Here is a 22,189-nt window from a genome sequence, read left to right on the forward strand (position 1 = left end):
ACAGTATCTTATATATCAACTGGAGTATTTTTGAAGTATATTTTCACATTCTACCGTCAAAGAATACACTGTAATTAATTAAATTTTTAATCATATTCATAAAAAAGTTATTTTTGCTTTAATAATTTTAAAAAATATGTTCCCAAATTTTAGAATTAAATCACTATACCTGATTCTCTTTTTTTACTCCATATTTTATGATGCTCAGGACTACTCCTTTCAGCCCGAACCTATAAAAACAACATGGGAATATAAAAGCAGAGGTGATTTTGAAGGTGCCTTAAAATTTAATACCAAAATGCTTGCCCAGTATGAACAAAGTGGTGACACCAAAGGAATCATTATGACATATACGAATATTGGCGGTATATTATGCAATTTCAGCAGGTACAAAGAAAGCCTGGAATATCTTGATAAAGCTAAAAAGGAACTTAAAAATATCAGTTCTCCTCTTCTGATAGGAAATCTGTACAATGAGTATGGTAAAAACTATACTCAACTCGGATTATTAGAGCAATCCAATGCTGCATTCAACAAAGCAGAATATTATATTAAAAAGCTTACTAACGAACGTCAGAGAAAAGTTATTCTATTCTATAATTATACATGGAAGCGTACGAATTTTGTAAGGACAAAAAATCAGGATTCTTTACAGCATATAGAGAAAAAAATGCTGGCTGTCAACCCCGGTACACTCACTTATACAAGGATTGCTGATGGCTTTATTGCAAAGAAAATTCATTTAGATTCAGCAGAATACTATATGAATAAGGCCCTGCTTAACTTCAGTACAGCAAGAGGAACTGAAAAAGGAATCGCATTATTTAGCTACGGTGATCTTTATAACGTGAAAGGAGATCAAAAGAAGGCATTAGAATATTATTTAAAAACAATTGATTTCTTCAAGAAAACAAAAAATAAAACGGCATTACTTACCGCTTATGATACCATTTCCAGTGTTTACAAATCTCTGAATGAAATTGAAAAGTCTAATGCCTATTTAAGACAGTACACGACCCTTCGTGACAGTCTAAACAAAAATGAAAGAGAAGCTGTAAACCTTGCTGTGAATAAGCTGATTGAATTAAAACATGAGGAAAAAGAAAAAGAAAGAAAAACATTTTATGTGGTAGCGCTGGCGATTATAGCTGTATTTTTGATATTATTCTATTTTATAAGAAAAATCTATATTAAAAAGGAACTCAAAAAAAATAAAATAATTGAAAAAAAGATCCAGGAAACGGATGTTCTTAAATTAAAAGTAAATGACTCCTTTGAAGAAATCATTCAATTGATGGAAAGCAGAAGTCCATTATTTCTGATCCGCTTCAAAGAAGTATATCCTGAATTCTACGAAAAGCTGATTGCACATACGCCTGAGCTTACAGAGCATGATATAAAATTCAGTGCCTATATCAGATTAAACCTTACCAATAAAGAAATCTGCCAATATGAAAACATCAGCTTACGGGGAGTAGAAACCAAAAGATACAGACTTAAAAAGAAGTTGAAACTCCCGCAGGAGGTGGAACTTCAGAAATGGATTCTGGAACTTTAACATTTTTTATTCTGGTCAAAAAAAGACCTTTCACAAGGTCTCTATATTGAAATAATACGTTACTATTTTTTAAGTTCCTCAATCTCTTCCTGTATTGACCTGATCCTGTCTCTTAATTCCTGGCTTACCTTCCCCGGAATCTTTTTTATCTTTCTTAAATCCAGAGCCAGCATAATGGAAGCAATTCCCATGAATATAAAGGAAACACCGGTAAGTGTTACTAATGAGATACCTGTAAACACCGGATTGAATATCAGCAACAGGGAAAATATAATACCTCCTGCGCTGGCAAGAGCCACATTTCCCCAGCTCATTATCCTCATGCTTTTCAGGTCAAATGCAAAGCCTAACAGCTGGAAAGAACGGAACAGCAAAGTAAATCCGATAACAAACGGAAGTACTGCCATAGAAATCTGTGGATTTGCAATAAGGTAAATTCCTATTGCAGTTGTTAATAGTCCGCTCACAAGAAACCAGCCCCAGCCCTGCAGGGATTTGCTGTTCTGTAAGGAAAAGAATATTTCAGTAATGCCTGAAAATAAGAATGAAACACTGAAAAAAATAGAAAGTGTAACATACGTGGCAAGAGGTACACTGAATACATAAAAACCGAAGATCAGAAACAGAATTCCGAAGATTAGCGGGATGTACCAATGTTTTACAGTGTTGGTAAGGGTTTGAAATAAATTGGCCATAGGTGTCTTTTTTGGTTCTGCCTACTTTTTTGTAACGGTTTTCGGCTTATCCGCAGGAATTTCAAACAGATTACAATTTTCACCTTAATTTGAAATATAACCTCTTACTAATGTACAAAAAATAAGTTGGAAAAACTATGATATTCCTCCGAATTGTTCTTATCTGCAGTTCTCTTAAAAGATCATTTTTACTGCTAATTACAAACAAAAAAGGTGAAAATCAAATGATTTCCACCTTTTCAAATATTGTTTTAATTCCTAATTCGGTTTGTATAATTTATACATCACAAATAAAAAGCCCAGCCAGACCGGAATCAGAATCACCTGAATTTCCATTCCTGTAATACTCATTAATCCTAAAATCAAAACCAGAAATGCAATGCAGATATAGTTCGATACCGGGTAAAAAATGGATGGGAATTTTGAATAGATTCCTTCTGCGCTTATTGTTTTTTTAAACTTCAGATGGGTGTAGCATATCATCAGCCAGTTGATAATCAACGTAGATACAACCAGAGCCATTAAATATTCAAAAGCTTTTTCAGGGACTAATTTATTGATGATAATACAGATTCCTGCAAAGCATGACGATACAATAATTGCGTTGATCGGTACAGCATTTTTATTCAACTTTTTCAGGAATTTCGGGGCATTCCCCTGTTGAGCCAATCCGAAAAGCATTCTGCTGTTGCTGTAAACACTGCTGTTGTACACTGACAAAGCAGCTGTTAAAACAATCAGATTAAGGACATTCGCAATCAAGGTATTGAACTGAATTACTTTCCCAAAAAGACTGAACTCAAGACCATTCAGATTTTGAAATACCATTACGAACGGGCTGGAGCCTTCTGTAATATCTCTCCACGGACTTAAAGAAAATAAGATTACTAACGCTCCTACATAGAAAATAAGAATTCTGTAAATCACCTGATTGGTTGCCTGCGGAATCGTTTTTTCCGGATTTTTTGCCTCAGCAGCAGTAATCCCAATAAGCTCCAGTCCTCCGAAAGAGAACATTATCATCGCCATTGCTGCAAATAATCCTGAATATCCGCTTTCTGTTTTATTAAATAATCCTTTCGGGAAGAATCCTCCGTCATTCCATAAATTGGTAATGCTTGCTTTTTCTCCTCCTGTACCGCTTATCAGAAGATATACACCAAAAATAATCATCGCAATAATAGCCACTACTTTGATGATGGAAAACCAGAACTCTGTTTCTCCATACACCTTTACAGAAGCTAAATTAAGCGCATTGATGACTACAAAAAAGAATAAACTGGACACCCAGAGCGGAATCTCCGGCCACCAGAAGTGAATATAGTGTCCGATAGCTGTAAGTTCGGCCATACTCACCAGAATATAGAGAATCCAGTAGTTCCAACCGGAAGCAAATCCTGGAAAATTTCCCCAATATTTGTAAGCGAAGTAGCTAAAACTTCCCGATACGGGTTCCTGAACTACCATTTCACCAAGCTGACGCATAATAAAAAAGGCGATGATACCTGCCAAAGCATAGCCTAAAATCACGGATGGTCCAGCCAGTACTGCAGCCGGCCCGATTCCCAGGAATAACCCGGTTCCGATGGCACCTCCAAGGGCAATTAATTGTATATGTCGGTTTGTTAATCCTCTAACTAAAGTCTCGTTTTGTCCTGTTTTATTTTCGTTGCTCATTGAATGAATTATTCGGTCGCTAAATATATAAAAACTTTTCAGAGAAATTCACATTCCATGGGCGAAATTGGCAATTGACAATGGAGTGTACAAGAAAAAACCTCATCAATCTGACAAGGTTTATCTGAACACTAATATAAAATCACTGATCTTTCTCTCTTAAGAGCTTAATCCTAATAATTGTCGTTTAGTTTGTTGGCACTGCATAAATAATATTTTCGGAAAAGTTTCCTCCAAATCCCTGAAAATAGGTAGCAGTTGTCTGTGCACCTCCAATTACATTATTTCCTGCTATGTATTTATATCTTTTTACAGCACCGGAAGCATTGTTAATCACCAGACTTCCCTGAATAATAGAAAATCTTGTAAGCGTTGCCGCAGGCCCCTGAATAAGCCCGCTTACCAAAACCGGAGCCTGGGAAATATCTCCTGAAATATCGGCTACATCTCCCGGTACAATACTAGACTGGTCTGAAAAGCTTGTCCTTAGCCACATCCACTGATCACTGATTAATGCAGCTCCGGCAGGAATAATAAGCTGTTGTACAGTCACCAGCCATTTCCCGGGTGGTAAATCAATGTAAGAGCCTGTATAACTGAATGCGTTGGTAAATGTAAAAGGAATATCTACTCCAGGTCCATTGGTACCTCTTACCACAGTAAGTCTCACAGGCTTCCATAAACCGTTACCATTGGCATCAGAAGTCAGAACATAGTTATCATTTTGTGCTCCATCCGCAATTTTTATTCCTGATACCGGAGCAGCTAAGGTTCCTGCTGTTTTTATATCTAAACTTGCTGCCGGATTGTTATTCCCGATGCCTACGCGACCATCAGTTGTCATTACTACATCATCTGCCTGGTTGGCGGGGCTCACAGGACCTGATGCCTCATTGTTTTTCTTTCCATCTAAATGAAACATTCCCTGGGGATTTGGAGTATTAACCCCAACCTGCGCAGCAGCCAAGTTTGCAAAAATCCCTAAAGTCATAACATAAATCTTTTTCATTGAAATTGTTTTTAAAATTTATTGAAGCACTAACCTACTGCGAAAAATGAGTAAATAAAGAACCGATCCTGTACGTATTTTTCCACAAAACGGTAGTGATATTATGACTTTAGGAAATAGCTCTAATGAATTTCGCTGTAAATTTTCAGCAGCTCAAAGATTGGATATTTTTAATTACATTTTCACAGCAATAATCGGCCCTATATTTGAAACTCTCCCATATGCAGGAATATTCCAATATCTTGGACGTATAACCGTATTATCCTGATCTACAACAACAAGCTGGCTTATTTTGGCTGCAACCTGATGAGCACTTATAGAAGGAACTATATGAGGTCCTTCATTCCCTCCAAATGCAGGATAACTTGGAAAGCTTGCCGATCCTGAACTGGTAATAAAATTAAAATAGATAAATCTCGGGAAAGTAGCTGCAACTGTAGATCCACTGGTAGGATCTATAGGCCTTGCAGTGGTGGTTCCCGGAATAAAATAATCAAATTGTACATAATAATACAATGTATATAATCCTTTGTTTAGCGTTACAGGACAGTCTGCAATAAATTCTGTTGTTGGAGGGGTAATAATAGAAAAATTAGGAGTCTGATTATTGTTCCCTGTAATCAGTATAGAGCCTGGTGCAGGCTGCCATGTTGCCAATCCATTAGCATCAGAACCCAATATTTTTCCAGCTCCCTGTGAACCGTCAGTAATTTTTATCTTACCGATAATATCCAGCTTAGCAGCAGGTGCAGAAGTTCCGATACCCACGTCTCCTTCTATAATTGTTCCATTGGTGGGAGCAACAACGCCCGTATAACCGGAACCAATGGAAGTATTTCCGTTTACAGTAAGCGTATTGGCAGGAGCAGCTGTATTAATTCCTACATTGCCTGTTTGTGCATTTAATGAGATAAGGGAATAATTTAAACCTGCCAGCAGGATAATAAAAAACATCTTTTTTTTCATAGACAAATACATTTTCGCAAATCAAGGCTTGGAATATCTTCCAACACCTTACGTTATTTACTTATTTTTCCACAAAAACGTAGTGATATTATGACTTTACGGAAATTGCTCTAATGAATTTCGCTGTAAATTTCCAGCAGCTCAACAAGGTTGGATATTTTTAATTTCTGGTAGACTCTTCTTTTGTAGGTTCCTACGGTAGATTCTTCGATATTAAGAGCATTAGCAATTTCAAGGTTACCGTTTCCTTTGGCCAGAAGATTAAAAACCTGCAGTTCTCTCTCTGACAGATTTTCAATGGCTTTTTTCCTTTGGTTCCCTTTCAAAATCTCATTCATCATCTCAGAAGTATAATAATATCCGTCTTTAAAGATTGCTTCAACAGCCTTGACAAAATTTTCAGGGTCACTTTGCTTATTGAGAAAGCCGTTCGCCCCTTCTTCAATATATTGCAGCGCAATATTTTCTTTATAGGAAGTGAAGATCAAAATAAGGGATTCCGGAGAGATGGTTTTAATTTCTTTGACCATTGATTTGAGAATGCTCCCGGGAAGTTCAATATCAAGAATAACCAGATCATATTTTTCAGATTCAATTTTTTGTTTTGCTTCTCCATAGGTTTCGGCAAAATCTATCTCAAAGTGATTAAAGTTCTTCTCCAGAATTAAAGCCGTCCCGATTCTTACCACATGGTGGTCATCGGCAATGAGTATTTTTTTTGTCATATTTTAATAAGGATTTTAATGAGGGTTCCTCTCGGAGTATTTTTATGGAAAGTCATTTCGGAATGTATTTTTCTTACCAACTGAACAACCATATGAAGCCCTAAACCGTAATTTTTAAAAATCATATGTTCATTCCCGTTTTTCTTAAACAGTCCGGAATAATAGGCCATTTGCTCATCAGACATCCCGGTTCCGGTATCTGCAATATTGATTTCTATATGGGATTCCGCAGAGGCTGATGTAATGGTAATTTCTCCGTCTGAAGTATTTTTCACTGCATTATCAATGATATTGTGGAAGACTGCAAGGAGAATGTTTTTATTAAATTTACTCTTCAGCTGATGATCACAAAAATTATAGATAAATGTTTTTTTCCGAGCTGCAATTTCTTCAAATAACAGCCTTTTGGTTTCAATAAGATCATAGATAGAATATTCTTCGTTCTCTGTGTTTTCCTGTTTATAGAGTTCCGTATATTCTTTAAGGCTTAATGTAAATTTATAAAGCTGCTCTGAGGTTTTGTAAATGCTGTCAAAGTATTTTTTCTGTGTTTTCGGATCTTCAGACTGGTTGAGCTCCTGTGAAAGAAGTGCAATAAATTTTACAGGGGTTGTAATATCATGGCTGATACTTTCCACCAGTTTTTTCTGATAATCGGATTCGTTTTTAAGTTTGTTATTGGTTTCCAGCAGTTGCTTGTCTTTGTGGTCCAGGGTATTTTTCAGCACTTTATTTTTCAGCCTTAAAAAATTGGTCCTGATCTGCACGATCACCAGAATGACGAAAATGATAATCCCTGCCATCAGGATTTTAAAGAACAGTGTCTGATAAAAATATGCCTCAACCTCTACCGGAAGTGTTTTATATATGAATTTTCCGGTTTCGGAAGATAAAAACCGGACGATGAGATTGTAAGTTCCGGGTTCTACATTGGCTAACCGGAATATCCTATCACTTTTGATATTGATCCATCGACTGTCTTCACTTCCTGAAAGCCTGGCCTGAAGATAGATATTGTCAAGGTCGGAATAATAAGGAATATCTATATAAAGTTCCGCATTTTTATATCCGCATTCCAGCAAGAGTTTATCCTTCAGCTGAATCATTTTTCCTTTTACCCTTGCTCTTTCCAAATAAATATCTTTACTGTCCGGATAATAAACTCTGATATTTGCGGGATTAAAAAATACAAATCCTTCCATAGACGGAAATACAAATTGTCCGTCCTTCAGCACATGGGCACAAGGGTTTGCACTTCCATTGAATTCATTATTCAAAAGGCCGTGTTTTTTAGTATACCGGTAATAAGTGACCGCACCCCGAGGCGTCTTCATGTACTGCAGGAGATCATTTTTATTAATCATGAACAACCCGTTATCTGAAGATATCCATAAATTGGACTTTTGATCTTCCAACAGATAATGAGCATTGGCCAGAAAATCATTTTTATCGGAAGGGATTCTGACTGCTGCCTGATCTTTCATTAAATAAATCCCTCTGCTGTAAGTGGTGAACCAGATATTTCCGTCTTTTGTTCTGATGATTTGTTTTACAGGAAGACCTTTTCCTATCTGCTTTATGATTTTGTTCCGGGAAAAAGAGTATACATAAATTCCTCCGCTGCTTCCCAGATAAAGCAGGTCTTTATTATATCTGAAAACAGCATCTATATTATCTTCACACAGAATAATCTTTTCAGTTTTTCTAAAATTATCCTGAGCAAACAGATACAGATAAAACTTATTTTTATCTACTATGGATGCACTGTAAAGATTCCCGTTTTTATAAAGGCCATCAATCTCTTTATCTTGAAAAGAAATGGAATCATATTTTGAAAATCCGGTATTTTTATATCTTATATGAATGGAATTATTTTCCCGATATACAAGATTCCCCGCATTATCCTCAAATATATGCCTCTTATCATAGGACTGAGGAGCAAAAAATACCCTCTCTGAAGTATTACGGGAATATTTTATTCCTTCCTGTGTCAGAACAGAATTGTCCCCATAAGAAATTGCTGCATAGCAAACCTCATCCTGATAGGGTATATTTTTCCTGGAAACCGAGAAATCTGACATGCTCAGAATCTTCAATCCATTAATAGAACTTCCGATATAAAGTTTCCTTGCTGTCTCATCATAAAATATAGCTCCGGAGATGTCTTTATCAATATCCTTATACTCCAGTAAAAAAGTGAGTTTTAGCTTACCTGCTGAGAATTCGCTTCTGTATATCTTGCCACGATCAATGATAAAAACCTGTCCGGAAATTTGCTGCCAGTACATTCTCGTTTCCGGATCTGTATAAGTAGAATCGGCTTCCATCTCTGACAATGTTCCTCTGTATAACCGGGTTATTTTCTTACGGGCCGGATCACTAATGAATACAGATTCGCCATGAACAAACATTTTTTTCAACCGGTCATAAGAAAAACCACCAGTAACAATAGTTATTTTCTTGCTTTTTCTATCAACGTAAACAATATTATTATCTTCAAAGTAATAGGTCCCTTCATCCAGCTGAACATAATAGGAATTGATATAATAAGAAATATACCTGGCCGTAAGAGTATTCCTTACAATTCTTTTATATACTTTATTTTTCAAAACGCCCCCATGCCCAAATGCATTATCGGCAGCTATAATGTCCGGTCTCCGGCGGGAAATCAGAAGAGCTTTTTTTTCAGAAATATTGAAAACGGAAATGCTGTCTTTTTTTATATTGCCATAGAAATCTCCAAAACTTAAATTTTTAAGTTTAAAATTGTTATACTGTACAAAGTTACTCCCGTCATATCTCAGGATCCTTCCCTCCATAGACAGCCAGATAAAACCATATTTGTCTTTTACAATGTCTTTGATGCTGTTTTGAGGCAGACCATTGTCCATAGTATACCACTGGTTCGTATAGCTTTGGCCGTTGACACATAAAAAAAATAGAAGTGAAATAAAGTAGAGATGCTTCATTCAGAGGGCCAGCATTATATTTAAGGCAAATATATTATACAAAATTAAATTTATTGTAAATATTTATCCACAATTATGTGAATTTTTTTCTACATAATTATTTATTAATACTGTATTGATTATAATAAATTTGAAAAACCAAACATTTGTTCCCTCATCAATGCCATGATCATCAGGCATGCTAGAAACACAGTCTTTTTTGTTCGCAAAAAAAATATGATCTCCCTCTGTCCGGGGAGATCATTGTTTTATAATTCGAAAAGTTAATATAACAGAAGTATTACAGCTTATAGAAATTCTTTGGGAATTGATATATTATTCTGTTTCATATATTCCAGAAGGCTTTGGTATTTATCTTCAAAACCGTCCGTTCCGCACTTATGCGAAATACTGCAGATATCGGATGGCCTGATATCTAAAATATCAGAGATTTTAGTCAGTATTTCCAGATTGATCTTCACCTTGGAATTTTCAATATCGGAATAAGCCTTTTGGGAAATTCCCATTTCAAAGGCCATATACTCCTGCGTAAGGTCTTTACTCCTACGTATTTTCCTGATATTTTGCCCACATACTTTCATCGTTTCTGTTTTAGTAGTTTTCGGTATATTTTAGAAGATTATCTATTAGCCTTCAACAAAGTTAATAAATACCTTTGGCAAAACATTATACACGTTACATGATATTTACTTTTAACATATAAAAAGGTTAAAAAACAAACCTTTTTCAGAGGAAATATCACTTCGGTAAACACTATTGGAATTTATGGAGACGCAAAAATTTAATTATGACAATACTATTGTCAGAGCATTCCTCTATGCGACTATCGCATTCGGACTTGTAGGATTTCTGCTGGGGCTTACAGCTGCATTGATGCTTTTTTATCCTGAATTGCCTGAATTTTTATTCGGTACGGATGATACAACTATTAAAAGTCTGGCTTCGGGTAATATTCAGGGGCTGATCAATACACAGGGGGCTATGGGATTCGGAAGAATCAGAATGCTTCATACCAGTGCTGTAATTTTTGCTTTCGTATGTAACTCCTTTTTCTGTGGTGCCTACTACAGTATGCAGAGGCTTCTTAAAACCAGAATGTACAGTGATACCCTTTCCTGGATTCACTTCTGGTCATGGCAGCTGATGATTGTAAGTGTAGTGATTACATTCCTTATGGGAATCAATACTTCTAAAGAATATGCCGAGCATGAATGGCCTATTGACATCTTAATTGCATTCTCATGGATCATTTTCGGAATCAATATGTTCGGAACTATTGCTAAAAGAAGAGTGAGACATTTATATGTAGCAATATGGTTTTATATGGCAACCTGGATTGCTGTAGCCATGCTTCATATCTTCAATAACCTTGAAGTTCCGTTATCTTTCACAAGTTGGAAATCCTATTCTGTATATGCAGGAGTAAAAGATGCATTAGTACAATGGTGGTACGGGCATAATGCGGTAGCATTCGTATTAACCACTCCTGTATTAGGTCTGATGTATTATTTTATGCCAAAAGCAGCTCAGCGGCCGGTATTCTCATACAAATTATCCATTATTCACTTCTGGTCGCTGATCTTTGTATACCTTTGGGCCGGGCCTCACCACCTGCAATATACAGCTTTGCCGGCATGGGCTCAAGCCGTAGGAACCGGATTCTCCATTATGCTTATTGCACCATCATGGGGAGGAATGCTGAATGGTCTTCTTACGTTAAGAGGGGCATGGGACAAAGTAAGAGAAAATCCTATTCTGAAATTCTTTGTGGTTGCCGTTACCTGCTATGGTATGGCTACTTTCGAAGGACCTCTGCTAGCAACAAAATCATTAAATAAAATTGGTCACTATACCGACTGGGTAATCGGACACGTACACATTGGTGCACTTGGGTGGAATGGTTTCATGGCATTCGGAATTGTTTATTACCTGATCCCGATCATGTGGAGAACAAAACTCTGGTCTGTAAAATTAGCCAACTGGCATTTCTGGCTGGGAACATTAGGAATTATCTTCTATGCCGTACCCATGTATATTTCAGGGTTCACACAGGGATTGATGTGGAAACAGTTCAACCCGGACGGCACACTGTTATGGAAAAACTGGCTGGATACCGTAACCGCTGTTATTCCTTACTATAAAATGAGATTCTTAGGAGGACTGTTCTATATTTCAGGAGCTGTTCTGATGGTTGTAAATGCGATTAAAACGATTAAAACAGGTTCATTCCAGAGAGAAGTTCCGGCGGAAGCACCTGCACTGGCCAATATCGGAAGCGGCAGAAAAGAAGGTGAAGGTGTACACCTTTGGCTGGAAAGAACGCCTACTCTCCTATCAGTCTTAGCTTTCATTACGGTAGCTATTGGCGGACTGGTGGAAATTGTTCCGACACTATCCCTTAAGCAAAGCGTTCCGACCATTACCGCAGTGAAGCCTTATACTCCCCTGGAACTGGAAGGTAGAGATTTATATATCCGGGAAGGATGTAACGCCTGCCACTCCCAGATGATCAGACCATTCCGTGATGAAGTGGTAAGATTTGAAGGAAAAAACGGACAATATTCCAAAGCAGGAGAATTCATATATGACAGGCCATTTTTATGGGGATCTAAGAGAACAGGGCCGGATCTTCACAGAGAAGGAGGCAGAAACCCGGATTCATGGCACTTCAAGCACATGTATAACCCAAGAATTACATCTGCAGGTTCTATCATGCCCCGTTTCCCATGGCTGATTACCAATAAACTGGACAGAACCCAGATGGTGGATAAAATGAAGCTGATGAAAAATGCTTTCGACGTTCCTTATACAAAAGCTCAGATCGATTCTGCTAACCAATGGGCAGACAACCAGTCAAAAGCAATTGTAAAGAGAATCTACTCTGAAGCTACCGATGTAAAAGATCAGATGACCAAAGAAAAAACAGCAAAAGGATCTGCCTATGTACCGCTTGAGCAGAGAGAAATTGTAGCAATGATCGCATACCTGCAGAGATTAGGTACAGATATTAAAACAACACAGGTACAAACCGCAAGTGTAGAGTAACATTTAAAATTGTAATGCAATGAAAACGAGAACCCCAATTTCAGTATATATCGCAACAACGATAGGTTTAACGATCATGGCCTTTGAAATGTTCGCCGGAGATTCAGGATATTTTTCTTCTCCTTTTTTCTGGGCACTGATATTAATCGCTGTTATCCTTCTGCTGATCATGAACTCCATTGGAGATCTGGTGGAGAATGAAAGTTTCAACAGATTATCAGAAGAGGAGAAAAAGCAATACCTGGAAGAAAAAAAGATTCCTTATTATCAGAAATTATGGAATTCTGCCTTCAAAAAACAAACTGCTACGGAAGAAAAAGATATCCTTATCGATCATGGTTTCGATGGAATTACAGAGCTTGACAACTCTCTTCCGAAGTGGTGGATCGGTCTGTTCTGGTTCGGATGTATCTTCTGCGCGGTGTATCTGGTAGCTTTCTCTTTTACAGATTATGCCCACCCGGATGTAGAATATACCAAGGAGGTAAAAACCATGTTAGCTTCCATCGAAGAATATGAAAAAAGTGCCCCGCAGATCAATCTGGAATCTGCAAAATACAGTGCTGATAATATTGCGGAAGGACAGGAACTTTTCAAAACAAACTGTGTTACCTGCCACGGAGACGGAGGAAAAGGAGGTATAGGTCCTAACCTTACCGATACCCACTGGATTAATATTAAAGAAAAAAGCTTATTTAAAAATGTTTTCTGGATGCTTGAAAACGGTTCTCCCAACAATCCTACCATGAGACCATTCATCAAGGAAGGAACCATTACGGGAAGAGATGCTGAAAAAATTGCCGCTTACATTTACCACATCAACCAGGAAACTGCTCCTATAACAACCGCACAGGGCGGAGCAGCGCCTCAGGGAGAAGAGGTAAAATGGGAAAACGGAAATGAATAAAAAAATTTATTATCTATCTTATAAACCATGCCACGCCCCCTTTACTACACTAACATTTGAATTTTCATTTTTGCTAACTAACCTTTTCAACATTAAAAAATGATAAAAAGGGGGCGTTTTTTACAATAACAATTCTTGCCTTGGTTCGTCCTACTCAACTATTCACTTGAAAACTACAAACTAAAATTCCATAAAAAGACGGCCAAGGCAGGATTTTTGCATTCGCAAAGGATACCACAACAAAGACCAAATAAAATAGTATTATTATCTTTGTTAGAAACCACATCGCATTTGAAACTGAAAATCAACACCACAAAACTCTTAAGGCGTATTGCAATAACCTTTATTTCAATATTGGTTCTTCTTACCCTGTTGATATTAAGCTTAAGACTTCCTGCCGTTCAAAATTTCATTAAAGACAGACTCATTGTTTACCTTGAGAAAAAAATCAAAACCCCGGTAAGCCTTGAAAAAGTCTACATCGGGTTTCCCAACAGCCTTGTCATGGAAAACCTCTATCTCAAAGGACAGGATGTAGATACCCTTCTGGCAGTGAAAAAACTGGATGTAGGTTTACACATGCTAAAACTTCTTAATTCTACAGCAGATATTACATCCGTCAATATGGAAGGAGCCCGCGCCAATGTGGTACGGAAGCCGGACGGAAAATTCAATTTTGATTATATCATCGATGCTTTTGCCACCACTGATAAGGAAGAAAGTCCTTCCAAACCTTTTATTATTTCCCTTGATAAAATCAATTTAAAAGATATCGGTGTTACTTTCAACGACCAGCAGTCGAAGAATGATATTAAGCTCTATTTTAAATCGTTCGATACGAGGGTAAAAACCTTTGACCTTAGCAAAAACAACTATGCCGTCAATGATATTAATCTTGACGGATTAAAATTAAAGCTAAAGCAGGACCTTGTAGAAGAAGTTGCCAAAAAGGTAGAGAAAAAAGTGGATTCCCTCAATGAAAAAAAGCCGATGAATATTGAATTGAGAGGCATTAAGCTTACCCATTTCGATATTGATTACGGTGATGAAAACACCAAAACATTTGCAAAAATTATCTTTAAAGAACTGAGCACAAAGGTCAATAAACTGGATCTTGAAAATAATGCTTTCAACGTAGCGAATGTATTTCTTTCCGGGGCAGATATTAACGCCAACCTTTATCTTCCCGCTCAGAATGCCAATCCGAAAAACACAAAAGAACCTGAGGTTTCCAAAGCTTCCGATCAGGATAAAGCCATGAAACTTCTTTTAGGAAAACTCGTCCTGAATGATGTAAAAGCAGTCTATAATAACACTGCCATTGCTCCAACCAAGCAGGGAATGGACTTCAACCACCTTAATTTTTCAAAAATGAATGTGGAGGTGAGAAGCTTTAAAATGGAGAATAATACTTTTGCCGGAACGGTGAATTCTGCAGAGATTAAAGAAGGCAGAGGTCTGGATATTCAGAAGTTCAATACGGATTTTGTGTATGCTGAAAAAGAAGCTTATCTCAAAGACCTTTATCTGCAAACCCCAAAGACATTATTGCGTGATGAGGTTATTTTAAACTATAACTCTATTGATCAGCTGAGTTCAAACTTAGGCGCCGTGAAAATTTCAGCCAATATCAAAGATTCAAAAATCGGATTCTCAGATATTCTGAACCTGGTTCCGACTTTAAGAAATACAGTTCCATTCAACAAATATCCAAATGCTATTCTTAATGTAAATGCTAATGTAAAAGGGAGCGTCAATGATCTTTTGATTCAGGATCTTAAAGTTTCCGGTCTGGATCAGCTGAGGGTAATGGCGTCCGGAAAAATCAGGAATGCGATGAATCCGAATCAGTTATATTATGACCTGAGAATCGGCGAATTTTCTTCCAGTGCCAAAACGATATTCAATCTTGTCCCTAAAAATACAATTCCATCCAATATTTCGCTTCCATCCCATTTCAGCATCAAAGGAAATGCAAAAGGGACAACGAAAGTAGTAAATACCGATCTTAACCTCTACTCTACTCTCGGAAATGCTGCCATTATCGCACAGGTAGATATGAGGAGAAAAAATCATGAATTGTATAATGTAAAAGCCAATCTTCAGGGAATACAGGTAGGAAAAATCATCCAGAATAAAGATATTGGCCCTGTCACTGCACAAATTGCAGCAAAAGGAGAAAGCTTTGATTTTAAGAATGCCAATGCTGATTTAAAGGGGTATGTTGCTTCTGCTGTCTACAGGGGATACCGTTATCAGAATATGAACCTTACCGGAAAGATCAATAAGGGAGCATATCATGTTATTTTGGATTCCAAAGATCCCAATGCCAGCTTACAGCTAACTGCTTCCGGAGTTTATGACGAAAAAAATCCAACGGTAAAAGTGAACGGAGAAGTTATTAAGCTGGATGTTAACAAGCTGGGCTTCTATGAAAAACCAATGATTATTGCCGGAAAAATTGATGGTGATTTCTCCAGCTTAGATCCCAATAACCTGAACGGATATCTCAACCTTAAAGATTTTGCTTTTTCAGATACCAAAGAAGTATATCCTGTACAGGAAGTTAATCTGAAGGCTTCATCCACTCAGGATTCCACCAATATTATTTTCAATTCTCAGATTGCCGACGCAGAACTGAAAGGAAAATATAAGCTCACCCAGGTTTTTGGCGCTTTGACGCAAACTGTCAACCAGTATTATCAGTTCCAGAAACCGGATAAAACCCGGAAAATTGATCCGGGGCAGCACTTTACCTTTACGGCCAAAATCAAAAATGATGACCTGATCTGAAAATTTATTCCGGATCTGAAAGACTTTGAAACCATAAATTTAGCAGGAAACTATGACGCCGATTCTCAGAAAATTGAAATTGACGGGCAGATTCCACGATTATTGTATGGTGAAAATTCTATTGAAAAAGGAACTCTAAAAGTTACCAATGAAAATCAGGCGCTGCAGTACAGCCTGAATGTTGCGGCTTTAAAAAGCTCAAGCTTTTCTTTAAATAAAATCAGTATTGACGGAGATGTTGCAGATAACACAATCCGATACAATGTCACGACAAAAGATGAAAAGGATGCCACCCGGTTCCTGATTGCAGGAAACGCAAAATCCTTGAATGACATTACCGAAATTTCTCTTAATCCCAATGGTCTAAAACTGAATTATACTGACTGGAATGTTGCAGAAAACAATAAAATTCAGATCAGCAGCAAAGGAATTCTGGCGGATAACTTTATTTTATCCAATGGAAGCAGTGAAATTGCTGTTCAGTCTGAAAGTGCCAGCCCTGCCAGCCCTTTAAATATTTCGTTGAAAGATTTTAAGATTGAAACCATTACGGAACTTATTAAAAAAGATACAGTTCTTGCAAGAGGGACTATCAACGGTACGGCACAGCTTCGGGATGTCACTAAAAATATGACTTTCACTTCCGACCTGAATATTTCAGATTTAATCGTCTACGGAAGCCCTGTCGGAAACCTCGCCGTAAAAGTGATCAATGCTTCACCGAATGTTTTAAATGCCGACATCGCTCTTTCCGGGAATAACAATGATGTAAAAATCCTGGGAGATTACAATACTTCATCCAGTACTTTTGACCTGAATATGGCCATCAACCAGCTTCAAATGAAGAGCATTCAGGGATTCTCTATGAATGCGATTACCAATACCGAAGGATATCTTTCAGGAAACTTAAAGATTACAGGAACCAGTGATAAACCAAATATTTCAGGAAAAGTAAAATTCAATGATGCAGGATTGGAAATTGCCAAAACAGGAAGTGATTTCAGACATCTGAGTGATGAAATAGATTTTACCAGCCGTGGAATTGAGTTTGACAGATTCAAAATAAAAGATAAAGACGGTAACGCACTTGTTGTGGATGGGCAGGTTCTTACCCAGACGTACAGAGATTTTGCGTTTAACCTGAACGTGAATGCCAAAGACTTTAAAGTGGTTAATTCGGAAAAATCCAATGATGCAATCATGTATGGTATTCTCGCTATTGACGCCGGTCTTCATATCCGAGGAAACCTGGATCTTCCAAAAGTAGACGGAAAACTGAACGTAGCTGACAATACGGATTTCACTTTCGTCCTTCCTCAATCCAGCCCATCTTTACAGGAAAGAGACGGCATTGTAGAGTTTGTAGATCAGGATCAGGTTGTATTGAATAAAACCATTAAAGCAGATACCCTTACTGCGCAGAGCCGCATCAAAGGGATGGACGTAAGTGTCAATATTGAAGTAAGCAAAGAAGCAAAACTTTCATTAATTATTGATAAAGCCAATGGTGATTTTGTACAGCTTCAGGGTGAGGCAGAATTAACCGGAGGAATAGATCCGTCAGGAAAAACCACATTGGTAGGAGTATATGAAGTGGACAAAGGAAGCTATGATCTCTCTGTAAGCTTCCTGAAACGTAAATTTGATATCCAGAAAGGAAGTACTATTACCTGGACCGGTGAACCTACCATGGCCCAGATGGATATTACAGCGGTTTACAAAACTGAAGCACCACCTATTGACCTTGTAGAACAGCAGATCAGTGGAGAAAGTGCCTCTACAATCAATCAGTTTAAGCAAAGGGTACCTTTCAATGCATTATTGAAGATGAAAGGTGAACTTCTGAAACCTCAGCTCACTTTCGATATTACTACGGATGAAAAAAATAATGCCGTATCCACGAATGTAAAAGATATTATTGACCAGAAACTCGCTCAGGTCAGAACCCAGGAATCAGAACTGAATAAGCAGGTATTTGCCTTATTGCTTCTGAACCGTTTCATAGGGGAGAATCCATTTGAAAGCGGAGCAGGAATGTCTGCGGAGACCATGGCAAGACAGAGTGTGAGTAAAATCCTTTCTCAGCAATTGAATAATCTTGCGGCAGGTCTGATTAAAGGAGTAGATCTTAATTTTGGTCTTGATTCTTCAGAAGATTATTCCAGCGGGGAGAAAAATACGAGAACCGATTTGAATGTGGATATCAGTAAAAAACTCTTGAATGACCGATTGAAAGTAACGGTGGGAAGCAACTTCGGGCTGGAAGGCCAGGCCCGTCAGAATGAAAATATGACCAATATTGCAGGGAATGTTTCTGTAGATTACAGTCTTTCCAAAGACGGAAGATATATGCTTCGTGCTTATCGCAAGGATGAATACCAGGTGGCTCTTCAGGGGCAGATCATAGAAACCGGAGTCGGATTCATTATTACATTGGATTATGACAAATTCCGGGAGATTTTCCAGAAATCCAAAGAGAAAAAACCGAAAAAGAATCAAAATAACCAAGTGGTAGAATTTAAATAATGAGTAATAAGTTCCATATATATTGTAAGTACCTGTTGGTTTCCGGGATGGCATCAACGGTGATTTCGTGCAGCAATACCAGGTTTTTGAAAGAAGGCCAGATGCTCTACACAGGAGCTGAAGTAAAGATTGAAAACGATACGATTTCAAAAAAAGAAAAAAAAGAATTGCAGTCTGCACTGGAAGCCAATCTCACCCCCAAACCCAATTCTACATTTTTAGGAATGCGCCCAAAACTGTATTTCTATAACATAGCCAAAGAGCCTAAAAAAGACAAAGGTTTTAATTACTGGCTTAAATATAAAGTGGGCGAAAAACCAGTTTTATTAGGTGATGTAGACAGAGAATTCAATAAAGATATTATTGAAAATTATTCTGAAAACAAAGGGTATTTTAATGCTAAAGCTACTTATGATACGGTTTCAAAACATAAAAAAGCTAAGGTTATTTATACGCTAAGGCCAGGTTCAAGATACCTTATTGATGGAGTAAAGTTTCAGAAGGACTCTACACTGGTTAATCAGGAAATCCAGAGCTTTGCTGATAAAACCCTTCTCAAAGACGGCAGACCTTTTGACCTTGATGTCATTAAGGCGGAAAGAGAAAGAATTGATAACAGGTTAAAGGAAAGAGGTTTTTATTATTTTCATCCGGATAATATTATCGTACAGGCAGACAGCACGGTAAGCAAAAATCATAAGGTTGAACTTAACGTAAAACTGAAAGACAATACTCCGAATTTAGCGACTCAGCAATTCAGTATTGACAAAGTGATTGTATTTCCCAACTACAACATTCAGGATGTAAAAGATGGAAAATACAGCATCCCGATGAATAAAGACTCTCTTTCAAAATATGCTTTCGATGATATATATGTAATTGATCCACAGCATAAATTCAAACCAAAGATTTTTGACAGAGCCTTATATTTCAAACAGGGAGATCTGTATAACCGTTCCAATCATAACCTGACTCTGAACCGGCTGATCAGTCTGGGGGTTTTCAAATTTGTAAAGAATGAGTTCATTGTATCTGATTCTCTAAGCCATAAATTTGACGCCTATTATTTATTAACTCCGAGACAAATTCAGTCCCTTCGTCTGGAAGCATTAGGAAGAACCAATTCTGCCAACTATGCAGGAAGTGAGCTGAACCTGAACTGGACACACCGAAACTTCTTCAGGGGCGCAGAACAATTCAAAGCTGCGATCTACGGCGCTTTTGATTTCCAGATGGGAGGAGCCCAGAATGCCAATAATATTTTCCGTGCAGGAACAAATGTACAGCTTTCAATTCCAAGAATTGTAGCACCGTTCCGTTTTCATTCATCCAGTGAGTTTGTTCCCAGAACGAATATCACATTGGGATATGAATTCCAAAACAGAACACAGTATTACACGCTTAATAATTTCACAGGGTCATTCGGATATTTATGGAAAGAAAATGCAAGGAAGGAGCATGATCTGAAAGTGATTGATATTACATTGGTTTCTCCGGCAAATGTTACAGAAGAATATCATATTAAGTCTGCCAGCAATCCTGCTATGCAGCGGGTTGTAGATAAGCAGCTCATTTTTGGTCCTACTTATTCTTACACTTATACCAATACCATGCTGCCTAAGACCAATACCATTTACTATAAAGGGATGCTTGATCTGGCAGGAAATATTACGGAGCTGGTTACGGGTGCTGATGTAAAAAAAGATAAAGAGAAGAAAATATTTGGTATTCCTTTCAGCCAGTATGTAAAAATTGAAAATGATTTCAGGTTCTATCATAAGTTTAGTGAAAAGTCTTCACTGGCAACGAGATTTATCGGAGGAATTGCTTATCCATACGGGAATTCAGAATTTATTCCTTTCTCCAAGCAGTTTTTCTCAGGAGGAAGTAACAGTATCAGAGCATTCCGTGCAAGAACATTGGGACCGGGAAGCTTTGATCCGAGAACCATACCGGAAGGTTCTTACTTCGATCAGTCCGGAGATGTTAAGCTGGAATTAAATGCCGAATACCGCGCCAATCTTTATAAGTTCTTAAATGCTGCTGTGTTTATAGATGCCGGAAACATCTGGCTTCTTCATGACGATGAAAACAGACCCGGGGCTAAGTTTTCAAAAGATTTTTTAAATGAAATTGCGGTGGGAGCCGGAGTAGGTCTGAGGCTGGATTTTTCTATCCTGATCTTAAGACTGGATCTGGCCATGCCACTGAGAGTTCCTTATTATCAGAAGGGAGACAGATGGGCCTTCGACAAAATTAACTTCGGAGATCCAAGCTGGAGAAAAGATAATCTTGTTTTAAATATTGCCATCGGATATCCTTTTTAATATGATCAAAACTGCCAAATTTTTCTGGGAGGTCCTGAAAGACACGTTTACAGAATGGAACAATTCTTCTGCATCAAAAGATTCAGCGAGTCTTGCCTATTATGCTATCTTTTCAATCCCGGGATTATTGATTATTATTATCTGGGTGCTTGGAAATTTCTTTGGAGAGGAAGCGATCCGCGGACAGATCAGCACGCAGATCAGTGGTATTATGGGTCCTGATGTGGCAAAAAGTATCGAAGGGATGCTGGCGGGCGCTTTGATTGACAAAAAGAATATTTTTATGAAAGCTGTAGGAGTCGGATCATTGGTTTTCGGTTCTACAACGCTTTTTCTTCAGCTTCAGCATTCATTGAATACACTTTGGGAAGTAGAAGCTGCTCCCAAAAAAGCATTAGTAAAATTTTTACTGGATAGAGCCAATTCTTTAGGAATGATTCTTATTCTGGGATTCCTTTTGATGATCACCATGATTTTGTCTTCTCTGATCAGCCTGTTTAATACGATTATCACCCAATATTTTGGTTTTGAAACCTATATGCTGGTAGAGCTTGTCAACTTTGCAGTGGGTTTTGGTCTGGTTATGCTCCTATTTGCTTTAATGTTTAAAGTGCTCCCTGATGTCTTGATCAGCTGGAAACCTGTATGGAAAGGCGCATTTCTGACAACCGTTTTATTTACCCTCGGAAAATTTTTATTAAGCCTTTATTTCAATCAGGTAAAGCCTACTTCAGCCTTTGGTGCAGCCGGAACGGTTATCCTGATCATGATGTGGATCAACTATTCCTGTATGCTGATATTTTTCGGTGCTGAATTTACCAAGGTTTACACTTATAAAAAGGGATATAAAGTCACACTTTCCAAACATGCACGATGGACTCCGGCTAAGTTGTATGCGGATAGTTTGAAGCAGATGCATAGTGAGCCCGATGATAAGACGTAACATGTGGCATGCAGGATTCGAGGTTCGGGATTTTGAGATACGATCCGAA

12 protein-coding genes and 1 pseudogene are annotated in these 22,189 nt (G+C 37.7%); 6 read left to right on the top strand and 7 right to left on the bottom strand.

Features of this window, described 5'->3' with window-relative positions:
• Nucleotides 1-136 precede the first annotated feature (136 nt).
• A complete protein-coding gene (locus ACE3RB_RS12925; protein ID WP_374464582.1) occupies nt 137-1,558 on the top strand; it encodes a transcriptional regulator in 1,422 nt (473 codons plus the stop codon).
• A 62-nt stretch (nt 1,559-1,620) separates the two neighbouring features.
• On the opposite strand, the gene ACE3RB_RS12930 is transcribed toward ACE3RB_RS12925, so the two are convergent.
• The 7 genes from ACE3RB_RS12930 to ACE3RB_RS12960 form a co-directional block, all read right to left on the bottom strand.
• A complete protein-coding gene (locus ACE3RB_RS12930; RefSeq protein ID WP_374464583.1) occupies nt 1,621-2,253 on the bottom strand; it encodes an HdeD family acid-resistance protein in 633 nt (210 codons plus the stop codon).
• A 258-nt stretch (nt 2,254-2,511) separates the two neighbouring features.
• Nucleotides 2,512-3,930, bottom strand: a complete 1,419-nt coding sequence (locus ACE3RB_RS12935; RefSeq protein WP_374464584.1) for an amino acid permease — start codon at nt 3,928-3,930, stop codon at nt 2,512-2,514.
• Nucleotides 3,931-4,117: 187 nt separating this feature from the next.
• Nucleotides 4,118-4,939, bottom strand: a complete 822-nt coding sequence (locus ACE3RB_RS12940; protein WP_374464585.1) for a hypothetical protein — start codon at nt 4,937-4,939, stop codon at nt 4,118-4,120.
• Nucleotides 4,940-5,113: 174 nt separating this feature from the next.
• Nucleotides 5,114-5,905 (bottom strand): hypothetical protein, encoded by a 792-nt coding sequence (locus tag ACE3RB_RS12945; protein WP_374464586.1) that lies wholly within the window; start codon nt 5,903-5,905, stop codon nt 5,114-5,116.
• A 110-nt stretch (nt 5,906-6,015) separates the two neighbouring features.
• Nucleotides 6,016-6,630, bottom strand: coding sequence for a response regulator (locus tag ACE3RB_RS12950; RefSeq protein WP_374464587.1), 615 nt, complete (start codon nt 6,628-6,630; stop codon nt 6,016-6,018).
• A complete protein-coding gene (locus ACE3RB_RS12955; protein WP_374464588.1) occupies nt 6,627-9,599 on the bottom strand; it encodes a sensor histidine kinase in 2,973 nt (990 codons plus the stop codon). The genes ACE3RB_RS12950 and ACE3RB_RS12955 overlap by 4 nt, the downstream gene beginning before the upstream one ends.
• A 287-nt stretch (nt 9,600-9,886) precedes the next feature.
• Entirely contained in the window at nt 9,887-10,180 is a 294-nt protein-coding gene (locus tag ACE3RB_RS12960; protein ID WP_374464589.1) for a helix-turn-helix domain-containing protein, read from the bottom strand.
• 184 nt (nt 10,181-10,364) lie between these two features.
• Here ACE3RB_RS12960 and ccoN point away from each other — a divergent pair, with 184 nt between their 5' ends.
• From ccoN to ACE3RB_RS12985, 5 genes and pseudogenes are all read left to right on the top strand, one after another.
• Nucleotides 10,365-12,644 (top strand): cytochrome-c oxidase, cbb3-type subunit I, encoded by a 2,280-nt coding sequence (gene ccoN, locus ACE3RB_RS12965; protein WP_374464590.1) that lies wholly within the window; start codon nt 10,365-10,367, stop codon nt 12,642-12,644.
• A 19-nt stretch (nt 12,645-12,663) separates the two neighbouring features.
• Nucleotides 12,664-13,551, top strand: coding sequence for a cbb3-type cytochrome c oxidase N-terminal domain-containing protein (locus tag ACE3RB_RS12970; protein ID WP_374464591.1), 888 nt, complete (start codon nt 12,664-12,666; stop codon nt 13,549-13,551).
• Nucleotides 13,552-13,842: 291 nt separating this feature from the next.
• A pseudogene (locus ACE3RB_RS12975) lies at nt 13,843-18,870 on the top strand (translocation/assembly module TamB domain-containing protein).
• Complete coding sequence (locus tag ACE3RB_RS12980) at nt 18,870-21,197, top strand: BamA/TamA family outer membrane protein (protein ID WP_374464592.1); 2,328 nt, start codon at nt 18,870-18,872, stop codon at nt 21,195-21,197. The pseudogene ACE3RB_RS12975 and the gene ACE3RB_RS12980 overlap by 1 nt, the downstream one beginning before the upstream one ends.
• Nucleotide 21,198: 1 nt before the next feature.
• Nucleotides 21,199-22,140: a YihY/virulence factor BrkB family protein gene (locus ACE3RB_RS12985; protein ID WP_374464593.1), complete on the top strand. Its 942-nt coding sequence runs from the start codon at nt 21,199-21,201 to the stop codon at nt 22,138-22,140.
• Nucleotides 22,141-22,189: the final 49 nt, after the last annotated feature.

This window comes from Chryseobacterium sp. (assembly GCF_041914225.1).
GTDB lineage: Bacteria > Bacteroidota > Bacteroidia > Flavobacteriales > Weeksellaceae > Chryseobacterium.